Origin of the sequence: Paenibacillus sp. NPDC057886 (genome assembly GCF_042796655.1) — a bacterium.
Lineage (GTDB): Bacteria > Bacillota > Bacilli > Paenibacillales > Paenibacillaceae > Paenibacillus.
On sequence record NZ_JBHVMZ010000003.1, the window covers coordinates 55,234 to 73,453 of the forward strand.

The 18,220-nt window shown below is 52.4% G+C and carries 14 protein-coding genes; 11 read left to right on the forward strand and 3 right to left on the reverse strand.

The window, feature by feature from the left end; all coding sequences use genetic code 11:
- Window positions 1-23 precede the first annotated feature (23 nt).
- The 11 genes from ACFVQB_RS10980 (at window position 24) to ACFVQB_RS11030 (ending at window position 14,092) form a co-directional block, all read left to right on the forward strand.
- Window positions 24-1,220 carry an NAD(P)/FAD-dependent oxidoreductase gene (locus ACFVQB_RS10980; protein ID WP_379438265.1) on the forward strand — a complete coding sequence of 399 codons (1,197 nt, stop codon included), beginning with the start codon at window positions 24-26 and terminating at the stop codon, window positions 1,218-1,220.
- On the forward strand, window positions 1,217-2,218 hold the full coding sequence (locus tag ACFVQB_RS10985; RefSeq protein ID WP_379438268.1) for a proline racemase family protein: 1,002 nt from the start codon (window positions 1,217-1,219) through the stop codon (window positions 2,216-2,218). The genes ACFVQB_RS10980 and ACFVQB_RS10985 overlap by 4 nt, the downstream gene beginning before the upstream one ends.
- Window positions 2,219-2,242: 24 nt before the next feature.
- Window positions 2,243-3,265, forward strand: coding sequence for a proline racemase family protein (locus ACFVQB_RS10990; protein ID WP_379438270.1), 1,023 nt, complete (start codon window positions 2,243-2,245; stop codon window positions 3,263-3,265).
- 48 nt (window positions 3,266-3,313) lie between these two features.
- On the forward strand, window positions 3,314-4,201 hold the full coding sequence (locus ACFVQB_RS10995) for a dihydrodipicolinate synthase family protein (RefSeq protein ID WP_379438273.1): 888 nt from the start codon (window positions 3,314-3,316) through the stop codon (window positions 4,199-4,201).
- A gap of 55 nt (window positions 4,202-4,256) precedes the next feature.
- Window positions 4,257-5,696, forward strand: a complete 1,440-nt coding sequence (locus tag ACFVQB_RS11000) for an aldehyde dehydrogenase family protein (protein WP_379438276.1) — start codon at window positions 4,257-4,259, stop codon at window positions 5,694-5,696.
- A 10-nt stretch (window positions 5,697-5,706) separates the two neighbouring features.
- Window positions 5,707-5,979, forward strand: a complete 273-nt coding sequence (locus ACFVQB_RS11005; RefSeq protein ID WP_379438278.1) for a (2Fe-2S)-binding protein — start codon at window positions 5,707-5,709, stop codon at window positions 5,977-5,979.
- Window positions 5,979-6,311: a (2Fe-2S)-binding protein gene (locus ACFVQB_RS11010; RefSeq protein WP_379438280.1), complete on the forward strand. Its 333-nt coding sequence runs from the start codon at window positions 5,979-5,981 to the stop codon at window positions 6,309-6,311. Before ACFVQB_RS11005 ends, ACFVQB_RS11010 begins: the two co-directional genes overlap by 1 nt.
- Window positions 6,308-7,510, forward strand: a complete 1,203-nt coding sequence (locus tag ACFVQB_RS11015; RefSeq protein WP_379438283.1) for an NAD(P)/FAD-dependent oxidoreductase — start codon at window positions 6,308-6,310, stop codon at window positions 7,508-7,510. Before ACFVQB_RS11010 ends, ACFVQB_RS11015 begins: the two co-directional genes overlap by 4 nt.
- A gap of 17 nt (window positions 7,511-7,527) precedes the next feature.
- Window positions 7,528-10,191, forward strand: coding sequence for a LamG-like jellyroll fold domain-containing protein (locus ACFVQB_RS11020; RefSeq protein WP_379438286.1), 2,664 nt, complete (start codon window positions 7,528-7,530; stop codon window positions 10,189-10,191).
- A gap of 10 nt (window positions 10,192-10,201) precedes the next feature.
- Window positions 10,202-12,511, forward strand: a complete 2,310-nt coding sequence (locus tag ACFVQB_RS11025) for a beta-L-arabinofuranosidase domain-containing protein (protein ID WP_379438289.1) — start codon at window positions 10,202-10,204, stop codon at window positions 12,509-12,511.
- A 384-nt stretch (window positions 12,512-12,895) separates the two neighbouring features.
- Entirely contained in the window at window positions 12,896-14,092 is a 1,197-nt protein-coding gene (locus ACFVQB_RS11030; RefSeq protein ID WP_379438292.1) for an IS110 family RNA-guided transposase, read from the forward strand.
- Window positions 14,093-14,224: 132 nt separating this feature from the next.
- Here ACFVQB_RS11030 and ACFVQB_RS11035 read toward each other — a convergent pair whose 3' ends face one another.
- From ACFVQB_RS11035 to ACFVQB_RS11045, 3 genes are read right to left on the reverse strand one after another with little or no spacing between them, the layout of a single operon-like run.
- Window positions 14,225-15,409, reverse strand: a complete 1,185-nt coding sequence (locus ACFVQB_RS11035; RefSeq protein ID WP_379438295.1) for a Ger(x)C family spore germination protein — start codon at window positions 15,407-15,409, stop codon at window positions 14,225-14,227.
- Complete coding sequence (locus ACFVQB_RS11040; protein WP_379438298.1) at window positions 15,406-16,503, reverse strand: GerAB/ArcD/ProY family transporter; 1,098 nt, start codon at window positions 16,501-16,503, stop codon at window positions 15,406-15,408. The genes ACFVQB_RS11035 and ACFVQB_RS11040 overlap by 4 nt, the downstream gene beginning before the upstream one ends.
- Before the next feature lie 19 nt (window positions 16,504-16,522).
- Complete coding sequence (locus ACFVQB_RS11045) at window positions 16,523-18,217, reverse strand: spore germination protein (protein WP_379438301.1); 1,695 nt, start codon at window positions 18,215-18,217, stop codon at window positions 16,523-16,525.
- Window positions 18,218-18,220 lie beyond the last annotated feature (3 nt).

The following is an 18,220-nucleotide window of genomic DNA, read 5'->3' on the forward strand; positions in this document are numbered from 1 at the left end:
GAGGGGAGGCAAGGGATCAATCCATGAATGCTGAATCTGCGGAGGTTGTCGTCATTGGCGGAGGGATTATCGGCATGTCCATCGCTTATTATGCGGCGAGGCAAGGTATGGACGTCGTTGTGGTGGAGCGGGGAGAACTCGCCGGAGGAACCTCTTCCAAATGCGACGGCAATATTCTTGCGATTGACAAGGATCCCGGCTTTGACAGCCAGATGTCCTTAAAATCGCAGGAACTTGTGGCGGAATGGGCCCGGGAGCTCGATGAGGAATTTGAGTACCGCGCTCCCGGAAGCATCCTTGTCTGCGAGACGGAAGAGGAGATGCTTGCCGCCGAAAACTGGGTTTTACGCCAGAGGGAGGCAGGCCTTCCATTCCGCATGCTCGACCAAAAAGATCTGCGCAGCGAATGGCCGGAGCTGGCCGAAGATCTGCCCGGCGGTTTAGAATGCGCAACGGATTCCACGGTAAATCCGGTGCTGCTAGCGTATTCGCTGGCATCCGCCGCTCGCCGGTATGGAGCCAGGCTGCGGGTTCATACACCCGTCACGGCCATTATGCTTGATGCCAAGCGAAGAATCCGCGGGGTAGAGACCACCGGCGGCACGATTCATGCGCAGACCGTCATCAATGCTGCAGGGGTATGGTCGAAGCATATTGGACAAATGGTCGGGCTGGATATTCCGATCGAGCCCCGCAAAGGGCATATTCTGGTCGCTTCCCGCTCGGAGAGCATCGGGAAGCGAAAGGTGATGGAATTTGGTTACCTGATCAGCAAGTTTGGCGGAAAGCGGAGTGTGGACCCGAAATTTGAACAATACGGGATTGCGCTTGTATTCGAACCGACCGCATCGCAAAATTTCCTGATTGGATCGAGCCGCCAATTTGTAGGGATGGACGCTCGCGTGGACCAGGAGGTCATCCAGCTTATCGCCGAAAGGGCCATTCGCTTTTTCCCTGTCCTGGAACAGATTCCGCTGCTTCGAACCTACGCGGGATTGCGCCCCTGGACACCGGATCATCTGCCGATTGTATCTGCCGTTGATGAAATTCCCGGGTTCTACATAGCGGCCGGACACGAAGGTGATGGCATCAGCCTGGCCGCCGTTACGGGAAAAGTCATTAGCGAAATGCTGAACGGAGCGGCGACCTGCATTCCGATTGAGCGGCTGCGTTATGACCGTTTCCGTCACGAGGCGGGCAGACAGGGGGGAATCTCATGAGAATATCCAAGCTGGTGAGCACAATCGACACGCACACGGGGGGAAATCCCACCCGGACCGTGACAAGCGGAGCGCCCGAGCTGATCGGCCGCACAATGACCGAGAAGATGGTGTACATGTCCGAACATTACGACCATTTTCGCCGGGCTCTGATGCTGGAGCCGAGGGGACACGAAGTGATGTCTGGCTGCATTTTGACCCCGCCGTGCAATAAAAGTGCAGACATCGGGGTTGTCTTTATTGAAAGCGGTGGATATTTGCCAATGTGCGGACACGACACGATCGGCCTATGCACCGCGCTGATCGAAGGAGGGATTTACACCGGGAACAAAGACGTCATCCATTTGGATACGCCAGCAGGTTTGGTTAAAGCAAAGCTTACGGTGGAGAGCGGGAAGGTGAAGAAGGTTTCGTTCACAAACATCGCTTCTTTTTTATACCAATCGGATGTACGGGTTCGCGTTGAGGGCATTGGCGTAATTTCCGTTGATATTGCGTATGGCGGCAATTTTTACGGGCTTGTGGACGCGCGCCCGCTTCATCTGCCGCTCGTCCCCGGACGGGGTTCGGAGATCGTGGAGCTGGCGATCAAGATCCGGGAGGCAATCAACCGCGAAATTGAGGTGGTACATCCCGAAATTTCCGTCATTCGCGGACTCACCCATATTGAGTTTTACAGTGACCCCGTCTCGCCGTCGGCCAACTGTCGGAATACGGTTGTCGTGCCCCCCGGCGGCATTGACCGCTCTCCATGCGGCACGGGAACTTCTGCGAAAGTTGCCGTGCTTTACGCCAAGGGGGAGCTGCAAAAGGGGGAGGAGTTCGTGCATGAAAGCATCGTGGGCTCCTTGTTCCAGGCAAAAGTTTTGGAAGAAACGACCGTGGGCGGTTTGACGGCAGTCATCCCCGAAATATCCGGTTCAGCGTGGATTACGGGCTTTCATCAGTTTGTTTATCAGGACCAGGATCCGTTGAGTCAGGGATTTTTCCTGCTCTAATGAATTTTACCGGAGGGCGGCATTATGGAAACAACGAAATGGTATGCGGCACTCGATACGCATTCCTGCGGTCAGCCGCTGCGGATCATCACCGGGGGGGTGCCTCAGATCAATGGCTCCTCTCAGCATGCGAAGTCTTTATTTTTCAGAAGGCATTTCGATTCCGTCAGAAAGCTGCTGCTGGCTGAACCGCGAGGGCATCGTGAGATGACGGGAGCGATTGTGACGGCACCGACAACGCCAGAAGCGAGCTTTGGATTGTTATTCCTGAACCAGGAAGGCCTTTCAGCCATCAGCGGCCACGGAATCATCGCCGCCGTTGCGGCATGGGCATCGACGGGGCAGCTATCTGCTTCGGACGCTGCCAACGGCGTTCTGATCGATTGCCCGGCCGGAACGGTCAAGGCCTTTGCCGATTTCGACGGGCATGAAGTCCGGTCGGTTTCTTTTTTGAATGTCCCAAGCTTCGTTTATGCCGAGCAGCTTGCGGTGAAGGTTCAAGGCATGGAGGTAAGGGTCGATGTCGCTTTTGGCGGTGAGTTTTATGCTGTGGTCGATATGTCAGCTTTGGGAGCCGGGGATGTGTTCAACCTTCCGAAGCTGCGTGAATGGGGCAGGCTGATCCGCGAGGAGATCGAACGGCGGCTTGAGGTGAAGCATCCGCACCTGGACTGGATATCCGGAATTCACGGCGTCTTTTTTTATCAAAGGGGAGATGCATCGTGCGATGACCGAAACCCGAACCAGCTCGCATATCGCTGCACGGCTGCATTTGCCGGAGAGCAGCTTGACCGGTCGCCGGGAGGGGCTGGCACCTGCGCTCACATGGCGGTCCTGCATTCCTGTGGTTCGCTGAAGCCGGGGCAGCAGATCGTTTATGAAGGGATCACTGGCGCGCGAATCGTGGGAAGCATCGAAGGGGAAAAGGACATTTACGGGTATAGAGCCGTCATTCCTCGGCTCACCGGAACCGCTCACATCCTGGGATTCATGAATTTCTTGCTCGATCCGTCAGACTCGCTGCCGGAAGGCTTTGTTCTTTACTGAATCGAGGTTGATATTGAAATGGATAACACTGAAGGGAGAAATGTCAATATGGCAACATTTGAAGGGGTTTATGTCGCGCTTGTCACACCGTTTACAGCGGATTACGAGGTTGATTACAAACGTCTGGCGGAGCTTTGCGATGACCTTATCTCACAAGGTGTGAACGGTTTGATCCCGGCTGGATCATTAGGCGAGTATGCGACATTAACGAAGGAGGAGCGGGCCAAGGTTGTGGAGACGGTCATCGAAACCGCGGCAGGCCGAGTGCCTGTAGTGGTCGGTTCCGCGGCGCCTTCCACCAAGCAAGTGGCAGATTGGGTACGGCATGCCAAGGATGCGGGAGCTGCCGGCGTGATGGCACTGCCACCGATTAATTACAAGCCGCTTGAGTCTGAGGTCATCGCTCATTATGAAGCGGTGAATGAGGTGGGTTTGCCGATTATCGTTTACAACAACCCGCATGATTACAAAGTTGATTTGACTCCCCAGCTGCTTTCCAGGCTTTCCGAGCTTGAACATGTCGTGGCCGTGAAGGAATTTTCCGGGGACATCCGCCGCGTGCACGATATTTTGGCCCATACGAATCTGGAAGTGATGATCGGCGTTGACGATTTGGCTATGGAAGGTGCGCTGTGCGGAGCAACGGGATGGATTTCGGGCGTGCCGAATGCCCTACCTAAGGAAGGAGTGGAGCTATTCAATCTGGCGAGACAGGGCAAAGTTCGGGAGGCGTCTGTTCTATATCGCCATCTTCTCCCTTTGTTCCACTTTGATGCCAGTCCGCAGCTTGTCCAATCGATCAAATATATGATGGAACTGGCCGGATTCCCTGTAGGACCGACGCGTCCGCCTCGCCTGCCACTCCCGGCAGCCGACTATAGCGCCATTAAAGAAGCTTTTGAGTTTGCCGTGAAGCGCGAAATAAACCAGCCATGAAGCCTTAGCTTAACCAACAATGCTGATTATGAGTCCTGCAAAAGGAGGAACGCAAATGAAAAACAGCCGTAACTGGATCGGGGGAGAATGGATAGAGCCGACAGCGGGAGAGTGCGCCGTAATCAACCCATCCAATACCAAAGAGCAGGTGGGGGTGCTGCATTTATCAGATTCATCACAAGTCATTCAGGCGGAACAGGCGGCGCGTGAAGCTTACGGCCCCTGGTCCGGCTTGAGCGGCCCCGCCAGAGCCGGTCATTTGGAACGGATGGCGGATTTGCTGCAGTCAAAATCAGATGACGTCGCTAACCTCGCAAGCATGGAGATGGGGAAGCCGATTGCGGAAATGCGCGGGGAAGTAAAGCGGGGGGTGAATCTGCTGCGTTATTACGCCGCCGAGGGACTCCGGGCGAACGGGGAGGTCATCCCTTCCAGCGAGCAGAATGTGCTGCAATTCACCAGAAAGGTTTCTCTCGGCGTGGCGGGCATCATTACGCCCTGGAACTTCCCCGTTGCCATTCCGATCTGGAAAATAGCGCCCGCGCTGATTTGCGGAAACACAGTGGTATGGAAACCGGCGGAGCTTGCATCGCTGACCGCGACCAGGCTGGCGGAACTTTTTGAAGAAGCTGGGCTTCCGCCGGGCGTCATCAATCTGGTTATCGGCAAGGGCAGCCAGATCGGTAAAGCGATGCTTGAGCAAACTCCTTTGGATGCCGTAAGTTTTACCGGCTCCACGTCCACAGGCCTTGGTATTGCCCAAATTTGCGCCAAGCGCAATATCAAATATCAGACTGAAATGGGCGGCAAAAATGCTGCTGTCGTATTAAACGACGCCGATCTTGAAACGGCTGTGCCGCTCATTGTCAGCGGTGCGTTTCGATCGGCGGGCCAAAAATGTACGGCAACAAGCCGGATTATTGTTGAGTCAGGAATCTACGATTCGTTCATCAGGAAATTGTCGCATGCCTTGTCCAAAATCAAGCTGGCTCCGGCACTTGACAGCGACGCTTACCTTGGTCCCGTGGCTTCCGCAAGCCAGTACGAAACCGTGATGTCTTATGTGCGTATGGCCAACGAACAAGCAGATATTCTGGCGCAAGGTCCGCCGGTCTCCGGAGATCAGGCGGGTTATTATATCCGGCCGATCGTGGCCGCTGGCGTAAGCGCAGGACACCCCCTGATCCAGGAGGAAATATTCGGACCCGTCGCCATGGTTCTGAAAGCGGCCGACTTTGACGAAGCGGTGGCTTTGTGCAATCAATCGATTTATGGGCTGAGCGCTTCGCTGTTTACTCAAAATTTATCGCATGCCCACAGGTTCCTGGACGAGGCCCGGGCCGGAATGGTCCGTGTCAATCAGGAAACCGCGGGTGTTGAGTATCAGTCCCCGTTTGGCGGCATGAAGCTGTCAAGCTCCCATACGCGCGAACAGGGCCAGGCTGCACTGGATTTCTTTACCGAGCTTAAGACATACGCCATTTCTTATCGATAGGAGGTTTCCCATGAAACGCTTTTCCATGATCATTTGCCGATGCGAAGAAGTAACCCTCATTCAATTGGAGGCCGCCTACGAGTCAGGATGCCATACTTCAAGGCAGCTAAAAATGAAAACACGGGCCGGTATGGGAGCCTGCCAGGGCAGGATATGCAGGCATCTACTCGAAACCTGGGTGCATGCCAAAAATCCGGAGTCTCCCCCCGATCCGGAGCTGCTGCCCCACCGTCCTCCGGTGCGGCCGGTGACCTTTGGCCAGCTGGCTAATGGTGAGGCGTAATGGAACGGATTACGAATCATCCGATTTTGGGTCCGCTGAAGAGGGGGAAGGAAGCGGTCAGCTTTACGTTTGACGGCAGAAAACTTTCCGGACTTCAGGGCGAACCGATTGCCGCGGCCCTGCTGGCCTCGGGGATTCGCAGACTGCGCAGGCACGAGGAGTCCGGCACCGCTCGCGGGCTGTATTGCGCCATCGGCCACTGCATGGAATGCCGGCTGAACGTGGAAGGGAGGGGGCAGGTTCGCTCCTGCCTTACCCCGCTCGAAGAGGGGATGCGCATTTCCGAAGGGCGGCAGCTTTCCAATGAAATTACGGGGAGGAAGCTGCCATGACCCCAGCTCCGTCATTCGACTTGTTGATTGTTGGAGCCGGTCCGGCGGGATTATCGGCCGCCGCAACGGCGGCCGAGCATGGCTTAAGCGTAGCTGTGCTGGATGAATTCCCGCAGCCGGGCGGGCGCATGCTGGGACAGTTCCACGAGGAAAAAGGGAGCTGGTGGGTTGGAAGACAGGTTGCGGAACAGCTGATAGAAAGATGCAGCGCCATGGGAGTGGATATCCGCTGTGGCGTTTCCGTTCACAGCATGCTTCGGATTGAACATCGCTGGGTCGTAAGAGCGGCGGGAGGATCGTTCACGGCTGCAAGGGTTTTGCTCGCCACCGGCGCCGCCGAAATTCCTCAGCCGACGCCAGGCTGGACGCTGCCAGGGGTCATGTCGATTGGGGCCGCCCAGGTGATGGCCAATGTGCACTATGTGAAGCCGGGACACCGCGGGCTAATCATCGGCGTGAACGTGCTCGCCATGGCGATTGCTCGCGAGCTGTCCGTCAGCGGGATTTCGCTCGCCGGGATCGTGCTGCCAGAACGAAATTCCGTATTCGGTAAGGAAGCCCTGCCTAAAGAAGCGGTGAAGCGTCTGCTGGGCCTTGCTCATTTGGCACCGTCTCCGCTGATGAGAATCGGAGGAAAGCTTGGCGCGAGCCTTGGGTTGGCGGGCGCGGTATCCCGCTTTTTTCCGCGGGGCGGGCTTAAAATATGGGATATTCCTTTACGGCTCCGCACTTCCGCGATATCCATTAACGGCGAACATCACGTGGAATCCGTGACGCTGGCGGATGTAACCGGGAGAGGTGAAATCATTCCGGGCAGCGAGCGGGAGGAAAACGTCGATTTTGTGGCTCTTGCCGGCGGTTTATCCCCACTCGCGGAATTGGCCGCTGTGGCCGGGTGCCCCCTGGTGTATGCAAAGGAACTGGGCGGCCATATTCCGCTGCACAATGAGGATATGCGAACGCCAGTAGAGGGCCTGTACGTCGCCGGCAATATTACGGGAATCGAAAGCGCGCTGGTCGCTATGGCTCAAGGCTGTGTTGCGGCGGCCGCCATTTGCCGGGATGCTGGAGTGCTGGGGAAGGATTGGGAACATAACCTGCTTGAAGCGATGGAGCATGTCCGCCGGATTCGAGCCGCTGCTTTGATCCAATTTCATTCAGGCATTTCGGATGCCAGAGAGCAATTATATAGGAAATGAAATGAGGAGGAATGAACATGAAAAAATGGTTATCTATGGCGCTGAGCTTTGCGCTGTTGTTTTCCTTATGTGCATTCCCGGCCGCGGCCGAGCCCGTGAATCCGGAACCAACCGAAAGCGAGGCGAAGATCATTGACATTTTCGGAAGAACGCTCAACGATTACGGCGTCGAGCTGGTAGACTGGCAGGGATACATCGCCAATCCTTACGTGAAACTGAACGTTGTTCCGCCAAACGAGGCCGCTTATCCATTAACGATTGACATCAAGGCCAAAGGCACCTCTCGCCTGATGATGGACCGGCCGAGCACGTTGAGCGCGACTGGGGCGGCAAAAACGCTGACGTTTCAAAATACCGGCGAAAGCAAGCACTTTCTGCTCGAAGTTCATCCCGACCGAATCGGAGGCAACGGTGAAATTGAACATTATACGCTGGAACTCACGGTCACGGATGCAAATGGCAATGTCCGAAAACAAACCACCCCGATTCGCGTATGGGACCAGGATGATGAGAGAGAGCCGAGCCTGCCGCTGAAATTTGATTACAGATATGACACGATCCAGCCTTATTTCAGCGATCCCGCGATCCGAAACGCCAGCGAGCAGGCGATCAAGGATTGGTTCTACTTCTTTGATATGGAGCCCTTCGATACCGTCCCGGCGAACTCGGAAGTCACACGGCTGCCGCAGGATAATTTTGACGGGCATATCTCCGTGACCAATAATGAGCCTTACAACGGAATGTGGATCTACCTCAGAGGGCTTAACGAGCCTTATTCCACTGGCGGAGCGTCCGACAACGGGAAATATCATAAACGTAACGGAGTGACGGTTCCCGACAGAATTCATCGTTCGCTTCTCACCATTTTGGACTTTTACGATACTGCAACGCCGTTTAGCTCGCTGGATGATGAGAAATGGTACCTGACGGAGATGTCAGACACCTCTACGGACGTGTACGGACTCATCATGCACGAATTCGGGCATGCGCTTGCATTTTCCCACAGCTGGAGAGGGATGGCTGCCTATAAGCGGAGCGGAGGAACGGCGGACAATATCGTCGCGTACCAAGGGGTTCCTGTTCCGCTGGATGACACGTATCATATTCCTGGAGAACCGCAATACTGGGACCGGATTAGCGGCCAGAACGGCGGCCGTACGCATCTCTTTCACAACAAGCGCTGGATGCTGACCAAACTGACGCTGTTGATTGCGGAACAAGCGGGCTGGAAATTGAATCGTTCACTGACGCCTTTTCTTAGCCCGGCCATTAAAAACACTCCGGTTCCCAATGCTAAGCCAGGACAAAATTATGAGCTGAAGCTGCAAGCGGAAGGCGGGGTCCCATTCTATGATTGGAATATTGCAGGGGGAACGCTACCGGAGGGACTGACGCTGGACCGCTTTACGGGCAAGATCGCGGGAAAAGTATCTGGTGGGGCCAAAGGCAGCTACAGGTTTACGGTACAGCTCCGGGATTATGACGAAAAGAGCGCCCCGGTTCAAAAGGAATTCACATTAAACGTCGGTCAGGGAGAGCTGGCGGGAAATTACTTATTTGATGAAGAACAGGCCGAGGATTCCGGTATCGCCCTGGATTATTCCGGTGCGGGCCATGATGCCGCCGTTTATCATGCTTCCCGGACGGACGGGGCAAGAGGCGGAGGATTGGGGCTGAACGGCTCGTCAAGCTACATGAAACTTCCGGATCGGATTTTGAAAGGAGCCCAAGACTTCACATTCTCCGCATGGGTAAATGCTGCCGGAGGCCCGGGTGTCTCATCCTCCGGTGGCCCTGATATAAGCGCAGCCAGCGCGCGCATTTTCGATTTTGGCTCACCCGCAGGCAAATTTATGGCGTTATCCATCGAAGATGGCGGAACGTTACGCTTGACGGCACCGGGCCCACAGGGGACGGGAGCCGTGAGCGTTTCCGGCAGCGGCGTAACATCCGGACAATGGCATCATGCAGCGGTCACCGTATCCGGAAGCACGGCTGTTCTTTACCTGGATGGGGATGAGCTGGCCAGGACCTCGGATGTGAATCCGGGCAGCATCCGATCCCTTCTGAATGGAGCGAACAAGTATATCGGAAAGTCCGGGACAAACGAACATTATTTTGCCGGAAGCCTCGATGAAATCAAGCTCTATTCGCGTACGCTGCTTGCAGACGAGATCGCAGCGCTCGCCGCCGATAAACCATCTCCGCCCGTTGTCGAACCGCCGGGTCCGGTAAATCCGAACGTAGCGGTTGAAGGAACCGTTACAGCCTCCTACGTCTCGCCCTGGGAAAGCCTTGTGGGACTAAATGACGAATACGAGCCGACAAGCTCGGCGGACAGGGGGCACCCGGTCTATGGGAACTGGGATACCCGTGGAACCGAGCAGTGGGTGCAGTATGATTTTGACCGGCCGTTTAGCCTCTCGTCAAGCGAGGTATACTGGTTTGACGATCAGGACGGGATCGATCTGCCAGCGTCGTTTTACGTCCAGTATTGGACGGGAACCAATTGGGTGGAGGTATCGAATCCTTCCGAATATGGCGTGCTTCCGGATCAGTATAATGCGACCTCCTTCGATCCGGTGACAACGACGAAAATCCGCCTAACCATGAAGGCGAAGGAAGCGACTTCCACGGGTATTCAGCAGTGGAAGGTGATTGGAACATCCACAAGCGAATAGGGGGCATGACATGGGTTTGGTTAAAGAGGATGAAAGCATCGTAATCAAGGATATGGAGACGCTGTATTTAGGAAATCTGGCCACGGTGGAATTCGATCTCCGCTTGCCTCGGGAAGGGAAATACGGCTCAAAAATCACCTGGACATCAGGGGATTCCCGTTTTCTCCATGACGACGGTACGGTAACCCGGCCGAAATACGGCATCGGCAAACGCACGGTTGCTCTGCGCGCGATGTTTCGATACGGCGATTGCATCAAGGAAAAAGTCTATGAAGTGACCATTTTGGAGGAAGAGAATCAAATTCGGACGTCGCGGATCTATCCGATACGCCTGAAAGAGGAAATGGGAAGACCGTTTTATTTGCCGGCGGTCGCCGTGGTCGAAACGGCTGAGGGCGAGATCATTTCCCATGCCGTGGATTGGGAACAGGGAGAGGAATACATTGTTGATGAGCCCGGTCCCATCATGTTTAAGGGGGTCCTGAAAGACACAGCCATTCCGGTAAGCGCGGAAGTTTGGGCGGCAGCAGGGCAGCGGGAACGGGAAACGATGGACACCACTCCTGCCGTGCACAGCTTTCCCGCTGAGGCGGTGGTGCTGAAGGAAGGAACCGCCTTTAAAGCGGCTCAGGACAGAAGCCTGGCCTTCTTGAAAAAGGTCAATGACGACCAGATGTTATATAATTTCCGAGCCGCCGCCGGACTGGATACGCGCGGAGCTCCGGAAATGACCGGTTGGGATTCGCCCGACTGCTTGCTGAGGGGGCATACGACCGGACACTATCTGTCCGCGCTGGCATTGTGCTATGCGGCTTCGGGGGATGAGGACATCAAGCGGAAGGCGGAGTACATGATCGCTTCGCTGGAAGAATGTCAGCAGGCTTTTGCAGGCCAAGACGGATTTCGTGCCGGCTTCCTCAGTGGTTACTCAGAGGAGCAGTTTGACCAGTTGGAGAAGTTTACCCGCTATCCGGAAATATGGGCTCCTTACTACACCCTGCACAAGATTTTTGCCGGATTGCTGGACTGCTACCGCCACATGGAAATCATTACGGCGCTGACGATCGCCGATCAGCTTGGCGACTGGGTATATCACCGTTTGAACAGGCTCCCTAACCGCGTGCTCAAAACCATGTGGAGCATGTACATCGCCGGCGAATTTGGCGGCATGAACGAATCGCTTGCCGAGTTATACTCCATAACGCATAAACCCGAACATCTGGCGGCGGCAAACCTGTTTGAAAACGATCGTCTGTTCGTGCCGCTGCGCACGGGTATTGACGCCCTCGGTGGCCTCCATGCGAACCAGCATATTCCTCAGGTCATCGGTGCCCTGAAAATATTCCAGGCTACTGGAGAGAAGGAATATTACGACATGTCCCGCTTTTTTTGGCAGGCCGTTACGGGCGCGCATATCTATTCGATCGGCGGTACGGGAGAAGGCGAAATGTTCCGGCAGCCAGGCAGAATTGGAGAGTGTCTCAGTGACAGAACCGCGGAAACCTGCGCCTCGTACAACATGCTGAAACTGACGAAGGAATTGTTTGCATATTATTCTGTAGCGGAATATATGGATTATTACGAGCGTACGATGTTTAATCATATATTGGCCTCCTGCGATCATCAACCGACGGGAGGGAGTACGTATTTCATGCCGCTGGCGCCCGGCAGGACAAAATCTTTTGACGTAGCGGGGAATACCTGCTGCCATGGCACCGGATTGGAGAACCATTTTAAATATCCGGAGGCGATTTATCATTACGATGAGTCCTCGCTTTATGTTAATTTGTTCATTCCTTCAACCCTCCATTGGCGGGAACGGCAGGTGAAGCTGACGCTGGACGCGGAGCGACACGATCCAGGTAAAGCGACGCTGCGGGTGAAGGGGACAGGGGCTTTTGCATTGAAGATTCGCCGTCCTTACTGGGCCGGGCCGGACTGCCGCATGGAGATCAACGGCCAGAAAGCCAACATGACTGACGACCCCACAGGGTATATGTGCATCAGCCGGGATTGGCAGGATGGAGACGAGATCAAGCTTTTCTTCGACTGCAGGCTTCGCCTGGAAACGGCACCGGATCGGAAGGAACTGGTGTCTCTTGCGTATGGGCCGTACATTTTGGCTGCGCTCTCTGAAGAAAGTGACTATTTGCGGCTTCAGCTGCGCGAAGATGCCCTTCAGGAAAGTTTCACCAAGGAAACCGGGCCACATGGGTTTACTTTCCGCTATACCTGGGATGATTTGTTGTTCATACCGCTTGCGAATGTGTTTCACGAACGATATCACGTGTATATTGAACGGAATACGATGCTGCTGTAGGAGGCTACTGAAAAAGGAAAGCTACGATCACGGAAAAACGCAAACGGGACGAAGCAGAATAGACCTCTGCTTCGTCCCGTTTGAACCTATCAGTGTTATTGCTCCCAACCGATACGTTTTTTTTAGAGCTTTTGAGACAGCCCCTTCGTATTATAGGGTCAACCAGAGAATTACTGGTTGGCCTTTTTTAATAGCTGTTTTACGATGGAGGCAGCCGGGAGAACGTGACAGCCCCTGGGGATAAACCTCGTACTAAAAACAGTTCTCCCACCGCCCCCTTCTACCATGTTTGAGCTGGTTGAGGCCCTGACCTCGTATCACAAGCGAAGCTGTGGAGTAGGAACCATGGTGGGAATACCGGCGAATTTAGATTAGGAGGAGAAGATGAAACCTGTTGTTGGCGTAGATGTTGCTAAAGGAAAATCGGTTGTACAAGCGTTTACTAGGCGGAACAGTCCTTATGGACGTAACCAAGACATTCTGCATACCCCAAAAGGGTTCGAAAAGCTGAAACAACTCTTGGAGGATTTAGAACAGAAGACGACCCTCAAGCCAGCTGTTATTTTAGAGCCTACAGGACATTATCATCGTGTGCTGGTGCTCTATTTGCAACAGGCTGGATATGAGGTCATTCTCGTTAACCCTTTGCAGGCGCAGAGAGCACGGAGAACAGGATTGCGAAAAGTCAAAACGGACGCCTCAGATGCCTGGCATTTAGGAGATCTGTACTACCAAGAGAACTGGCCTGCCCATCCTGGACGAAAGGAAGCCCTAGTGGACTTACAATTCTTAAGTCGAGAACACGAGTTTATTACAAGCTTGTATGTTCAAGCTAAACTGAATATGCGTACACTTGTCGATCAAATCTTTCCAAGTTACGAGGGTGTGTTTAAAGACTTATATTCCAAAACATCATTGAATTTGCTGGAAGCTTGTCTCACTCCAGAAGGGGTGAAGGCACAGACGCCAGAGGCTTGGGCGGATATTGTGAGAGTGGCCACTCGGGCTTCACGCTCTGAAGCTTGGATGAATCGCAAGGTAGAAGCCCTACAGATCGCAATCGCAAATAATCCCGTGCAGCGGGTTCCTTATGGCCTAGAGATGGCGCTGCGAAGTCTGCTGGCTCTTGTTCGTGAATTCCAAGAACAACTTGCAGCACTCGAAAAAGTGATTCTGGACCTGTCCGAGACTCTGGACGAAGTCCAACTGCTGAAATCCATTCCTGGGGTTGGAACAAAGCTAGCCACTGCTGTTGTTTCTGAAATCGGAGATGCCTCACAGTTCCATCATCCCAAACAACTGGTGGCATACGCCGGAATCGATCCAAGCGTCTTCAGTTCAGGGAAGTTTGTGGCCACACAAAACAAGATCACCAAACGGGGTTCCAAACGACTACGACGAGCGGTGTATTTAGCGGTAACGTGCGGATTGCGAGGAGAACTGAACCCTCGGCTCAGGGAGTATTATGACAGAAAAAAGAGTGAAGGAAAGCCCCATAAAGTAGCCGTGATCGCTTGCGCCAACAAGTTACTCCATCACGTATACGCTATGCTTAAGAAAGGGGAACCCTACACTCTATAATTTAATAATCCATAAACTTCCATTTTCATGGAGGTTTATTTGCTATGACTTCTTACATTATACCAAATGTATACGCTTTTCAAAAGCTTGACTTGACATACTATTAGCTGGTTTTGATTTTGGAGGGCATTATTAATTCGCGGTCATCGTAGAGGCTCCGAAATCTTCAATGTCCACCTTCACCTCAAAGGTCACGGGTACGGTTGCAAAGACCTGATCCCAATGGTCCTTCACTTGTTCCCACATATCGGGGTGTTGAATTCGCAAGGCTTGGCCCATATGTGCTACCTCCACCCGCATTTTTTTCATCTTGGATATCGTTTGTTGTGCCAGCTCCTTGATCTTGTCCTGAACAACACCTGCTTCTTCGCGCAGTGTCTGATCCTTCATTTTATTTGCATCAGAAACAAAGGTTTCAGAAAGGCGACCCACCGATGAAATCTTCACATGGAACGAAATGTCGTTTTTATGAACGTGAGCCTGAATATTGCTTTTTGCCGATTTGATCTCATAGACGAAATCCCGTTGCGAACGGGAATCGGTACCTTTTACAATCCCACCTGTCAAATCTCCTGTAATCCATTGCAATCCTTCTACATCCATTTTATTCAGATATCCTGCATATTTTTGCGTGTCCCCCCTGATAACCCCTGCACCAGACAGTGTGATTCCCTCCCTAATCCTGATGACGTTGGGTAACAAGAAGCTGGACCTCGATTTTAGCGGTCCGATCACTTTGGCAAGAGTTACGGGCTTGACGAGACGATTGGTGTGGCTGCGGTTGTCAAAAAGATCTTTCAGCATGAAGGCGGGTGTTTTCCCCGATATCATTTCCTTGAACACATCGCTTGCTGTACCGGTGCTTGTTAAGAGCAGAATACTCAGTCGAATGTCGTTATCCGCCAAATAAAAATCCAATAGTTCCTGAAGGGGAACTTTTTGAAGTAATTCCGAACTAATGACAATGGTTTTAAGGTGAAATCCTGCCGGAGACTGATTGCTGAGATAGGATTCCCTTGTCATTTCCATGATTGAAGCGCCAAGCTCCTCTTCATTGTAGAATCGGTTTCCCTGTGAAGAGGTTTCTGAGGTCCCTGTATTCGGAAGAACGAACTGAACAGTTCTTCGAATCTGATATTTCGGATGTTGTTGCTGGGTTTCTCGGACAGACGTCTCCGTTTGCTGCGGTACCGCGTCCAATGCAATGCCTGCTTCCAAATTCCTCTCCTCAATGGGGGAACTGCTCCAGCAGCCAGCAAGCAGGAAGTAACATGTAATCATGCAGGTGTATCTCAAGCAACGCTTCCAACTCTTCATGGAGAATTCACCCGCCAACGTGAAATGAGAAGCAACAGCACAGGCAAGCATGAGAACAAGACCAGATTGGCCTTACCCATGTATGCTCCCAGAGCAAAAACTTCGTTAATGTCTTTAGGCAACTGGGAAATGAGGCAAATGAACGGCAAAATCAGGAACATGCTTATCCTGTAGGATAAATTGAAAATTTGGGAAACGCCTAAGGCAGCAGAATAGAAAATGATTGTAAATGTAGAAAAAATCTGCAATACCCAGATAGCCAAGAGCAGGGATTCGAATCGTTCCAGCAGGAGGTCTTCGAATTCCACGCTGCGGGCAAGATCGAAGAAAGGCCAGGTGCGCGTCAAAACCCCGTCCAGGGAAAATACCCCAATACAGATGATTACGGCTGACGTATAAAAGATAATGGCAAGGCCGATCCCCCAGCTCATGACTTTAGCTGCTTTCTTGGGAGCCTGCATCCGACTTAATATGAAGAGGAAACATTCGCTTCCGCTGAAGGCGAGTGTAGTGGATGGAATGCCTTTCATGATCGGTGTCCATCCCTTGGCAACGAGGGGGCGAAGATTATTCATATCGAAAGCGGTAGATCCCAAAAGATAGATAAGAATGAGAACGGTTATGGATAGGGGAATAATAATCTGGCATAATCTCCCGATTGTGCTGATACCCTCCATGCACAAGTACAGAGATATCCAGACAAACCAAGCCAATATTGCCCATCCTGGTGTCCCCTCCAGAAGATAGAAGGAAGCCATTTCTTCCATAGACCTTAACTCATAACTGGCAAGATGAATGTAATATAGAACGACGACAAGCCCGATGCCTTTTCCGATAAGCTTACCAGTAATTTGTTGTACGTATTCATAGAAGGTGAAATGCGGATATCGCTTGCCGAGCAAGATAATGATCCAAGCTGTGCAGAGGCTGAATATGCCCCCCAGAACAACCGATATCCAAGCGTCAGCAGTGCTTACTTTGCTAATTATCTCTCTTGGCAGGGTAAACAATTCCGCCCCAATCATGAAACAAAGAATAAGCGCTAGCGTCTGTAACGTAGTTAACTGTTTCGTTTCAGGAATTCCGGCTGACATCAGGAGTGCTCCTTTCCATCTAATCTTTGCGTTTGGATTCCTTGGGCTTAAGCACCTCGGGACGATATTTCATGAATTGCAGAGGTACACGGATCACATAGTCTTTCCAGTCTTTCAAGGACTGGGGAACGGCCAGATTGACATAAGAAATGCCGAAGCTTTTCAGCTTGAGCATATGGACGACCAGGAAGAGAAAAGACATGATTACGCCATACAATCCGAACATCGCAGCGCTAAACATAATTGGAAAACGCAGCAGGCGCATGGATAACCCTGCGCTGTACATTGGCGTCGCAAAGGAACAGATGGCTGTCACGGCAACGACAATGACCAAAATGGGACTGACGATTCCTGCATTTACCGCAGCCTGTCCAATGATCAGTCCACCTACGATTCCCATGGCTGGACCGATAGGTTTAGGAAGTCGCAGTCCTGCTTCACGCAATACTTCAATGGCGATTTCCATGATCAATGCCTCAATGAGTGTCGAGAAGGGAACGCCTTGCCTTGTGGCGATGATGGAAACAACCAACTTGGTTGGAATCAGGCCGGGATGAAACGAAATAAATGAAATGTACAGGGCAGGAGCGAAAAGGGAAATAAACGTGCAGACAAAACGAAGGATGCGAATCAGCGAGCTAGGAAGCCATCGTTCATAATAATCCTCCGGGGATTGTAACATCATGGCATAGGTGACGGGCATTAACAGCGCATAGGAAGAACCATCCAACAATATGGCTACTCGACCTTCCAGCAAGGAACTCATAACCCGGTCAGGGCGTTCTGTATTTTGTATTTGGGCAAATGGACTCAAAAAATTGTCCTCGATGAGCTGTTCCACATAACCGTTCTCCAATACTTCATCCACGTCAATGGTTCTTATGCGCCGTTTGACCTCTGCCACTAACTCTTCATTGGCAATATCCTTGAAATATATAACCATCAACTTTTTTTGCACCCGCTTACCGACTTGATAGGACGTCATGGCAAGGCTTTTATTTTCTCCGTGTCTGCGCAACATGGCCGTATTGTCGCTTAACGTTTCGGTGAAGCCGATTCTTGGTCCGCGAAGAACGGCTTCTGAGATGGGTTCCTCCACGGAACGGGTCTGGCCGCGAGAGCTTCCTAACAGCAGGGCACCTGGCATGCCTTCAACTAACAGCATGGTGGAACCGAACAGGACTTTTCGTAATGCTTGATGGACATCGACGATCCACTCGGTCTCCGAAATCAACAAGACTTGTTGCACAAGGTAATCCTCTAGCTTTTCATTTCTAATATGTTCATCTGTTAAGGGCTCACTTGCCCAGTCCAGAAGCGGCTTTAATATATTCTGGTCGAGTCCGGGTTTGTCGGTAAGGCCGTCCACAAAAAACAAGACGCCTTTGGCTTTCAAATTTTGGAGAAAGATCGTTCTCTCGTTGACATCATCCATATCCAGAGCAGATTTCCTGAATTTGTCCAGGTTAAGTTGATAGTCATCCGTAAAAGAAAGCATTTCCTCATCTGATGCTGTCCGCGTATCGCCCGAGTCGAGTCCACGTTGGTCTTCCCGTTGTAGTTCCTCTAATTTTTGTTTTCTTTGGCTGTAAGCCCCATCAAATATTTTAATCTGTCTGATGGTGAGCAGAATGAGCAGTGGAACAGCCGTAAGAAAAAAGACTTCCATTAGTACTCCCCATTTGGGTATATGGTTCAGGATGAATTGTGGCATCAC

What these genes read in the sequence shown, in the direction of transcription:
- ACFVQB_RS10995 (WP_379438273.1), top strand. Translation starts at nt 3,314, where the DNA reads ATGGCAACATTTGAAGGGGTTTATGTCGCGCTTGTCACACCGTTTACA.
- ACFVQB_RS11015 (WP_379438283.1), top strand. Translation starts at nt 6,308, where the DNA reads ATGACCCCAGCTCCGTCATTCGACTTGTTGATTGTTGGAGCCGGTCCG.
- ACFVQB_RS11040 (WP_379438298.1), bottom strand. Translation starts at nt 16,503, where the DNA reads ATGTCAGCCGGAATTCCTGAAACGAAACAGTTAACTACGTTACAGACG.
- ACFVQB_RS11045 (WP_379438301.1), bottom strand. Translation starts at nt 18,217, where the DNA reads ATGCCACAATTCATCCTGAACCATATACCCAAATGGGGAGTACTAATG.
- ACFVQB_RS10980 (WP_379438265.1), top strand. Translation starts at nt 24, where the DNA reads ATGAATGCTGAATCTGCGGAGGTTGTCGTCATTGGCGGAGGGATTATC.
- ACFVQB_RS11010 (WP_379438280.1), top strand. Translation starts at nt 5,979, where the DNA reads ATGGAACGGATTACGAATCATCCGATTTTGGGTCCGCTGAAGAGGGGG.
- ACFVQB_RS11030 (WP_379438292.1), top strand. Translation starts at nt 12,896, where the DNA reads ATGAAACCTGTTGTTGGCGTAGATGTTGCTAAAGGAAAATCGGTTGTA.
- ACFVQB_RS10985 (WP_379438268.1), top strand. Translation starts at nt 1,217, where the DNA reads ATGAGAATATCCAAGCTGGTGAGCACAATCGACACGCACACGGGGGGA.
- ACFVQB_RS11025 (WP_379438289.1), top strand. Translation starts at nt 10,202, where the DNA reads ATGGGTTTGGTTAAAGAGGATGAAAGCATCGTAATCAAGGATATGGAG.
- ACFVQB_RS10990 (WP_379438270.1), top strand. Translation starts at nt 2,243, where the DNA reads ATGGAAACAACGAAATGGTATGCGGCACTCGATACGCATTCCTGCGGT.
- ACFVQB_RS11005 (WP_379438278.1), top strand. Translation starts at nt 5,707, where the DNA reads ATGAAACGCTTTTCCATGATCATTTGCCGATGCGAAGAAGTAACCCTC.
- ACFVQB_RS11020 (WP_379438286.1), top strand. Translation starts at nt 7,528, where the DNA reads ATGAAAAAATGGTTATCTATGGCGCTGAGCTTTGCGCTGTTGTTTTCC.
- ACFVQB_RS11000 (WP_379438276.1), top strand. Translation starts at nt 4,257, where the DNA reads ATGAAAAACAGCCGTAACTGGATCGGGGGAGAATGGATAGAGCCGACA.
- ACFVQB_RS11035 (WP_379438295.1), bottom strand. Translation starts at nt 15,409, where the DNA reads ATGAAGAGTTGGAAGCGTTGCTTGAGATACACCTGCATGATTACATGT.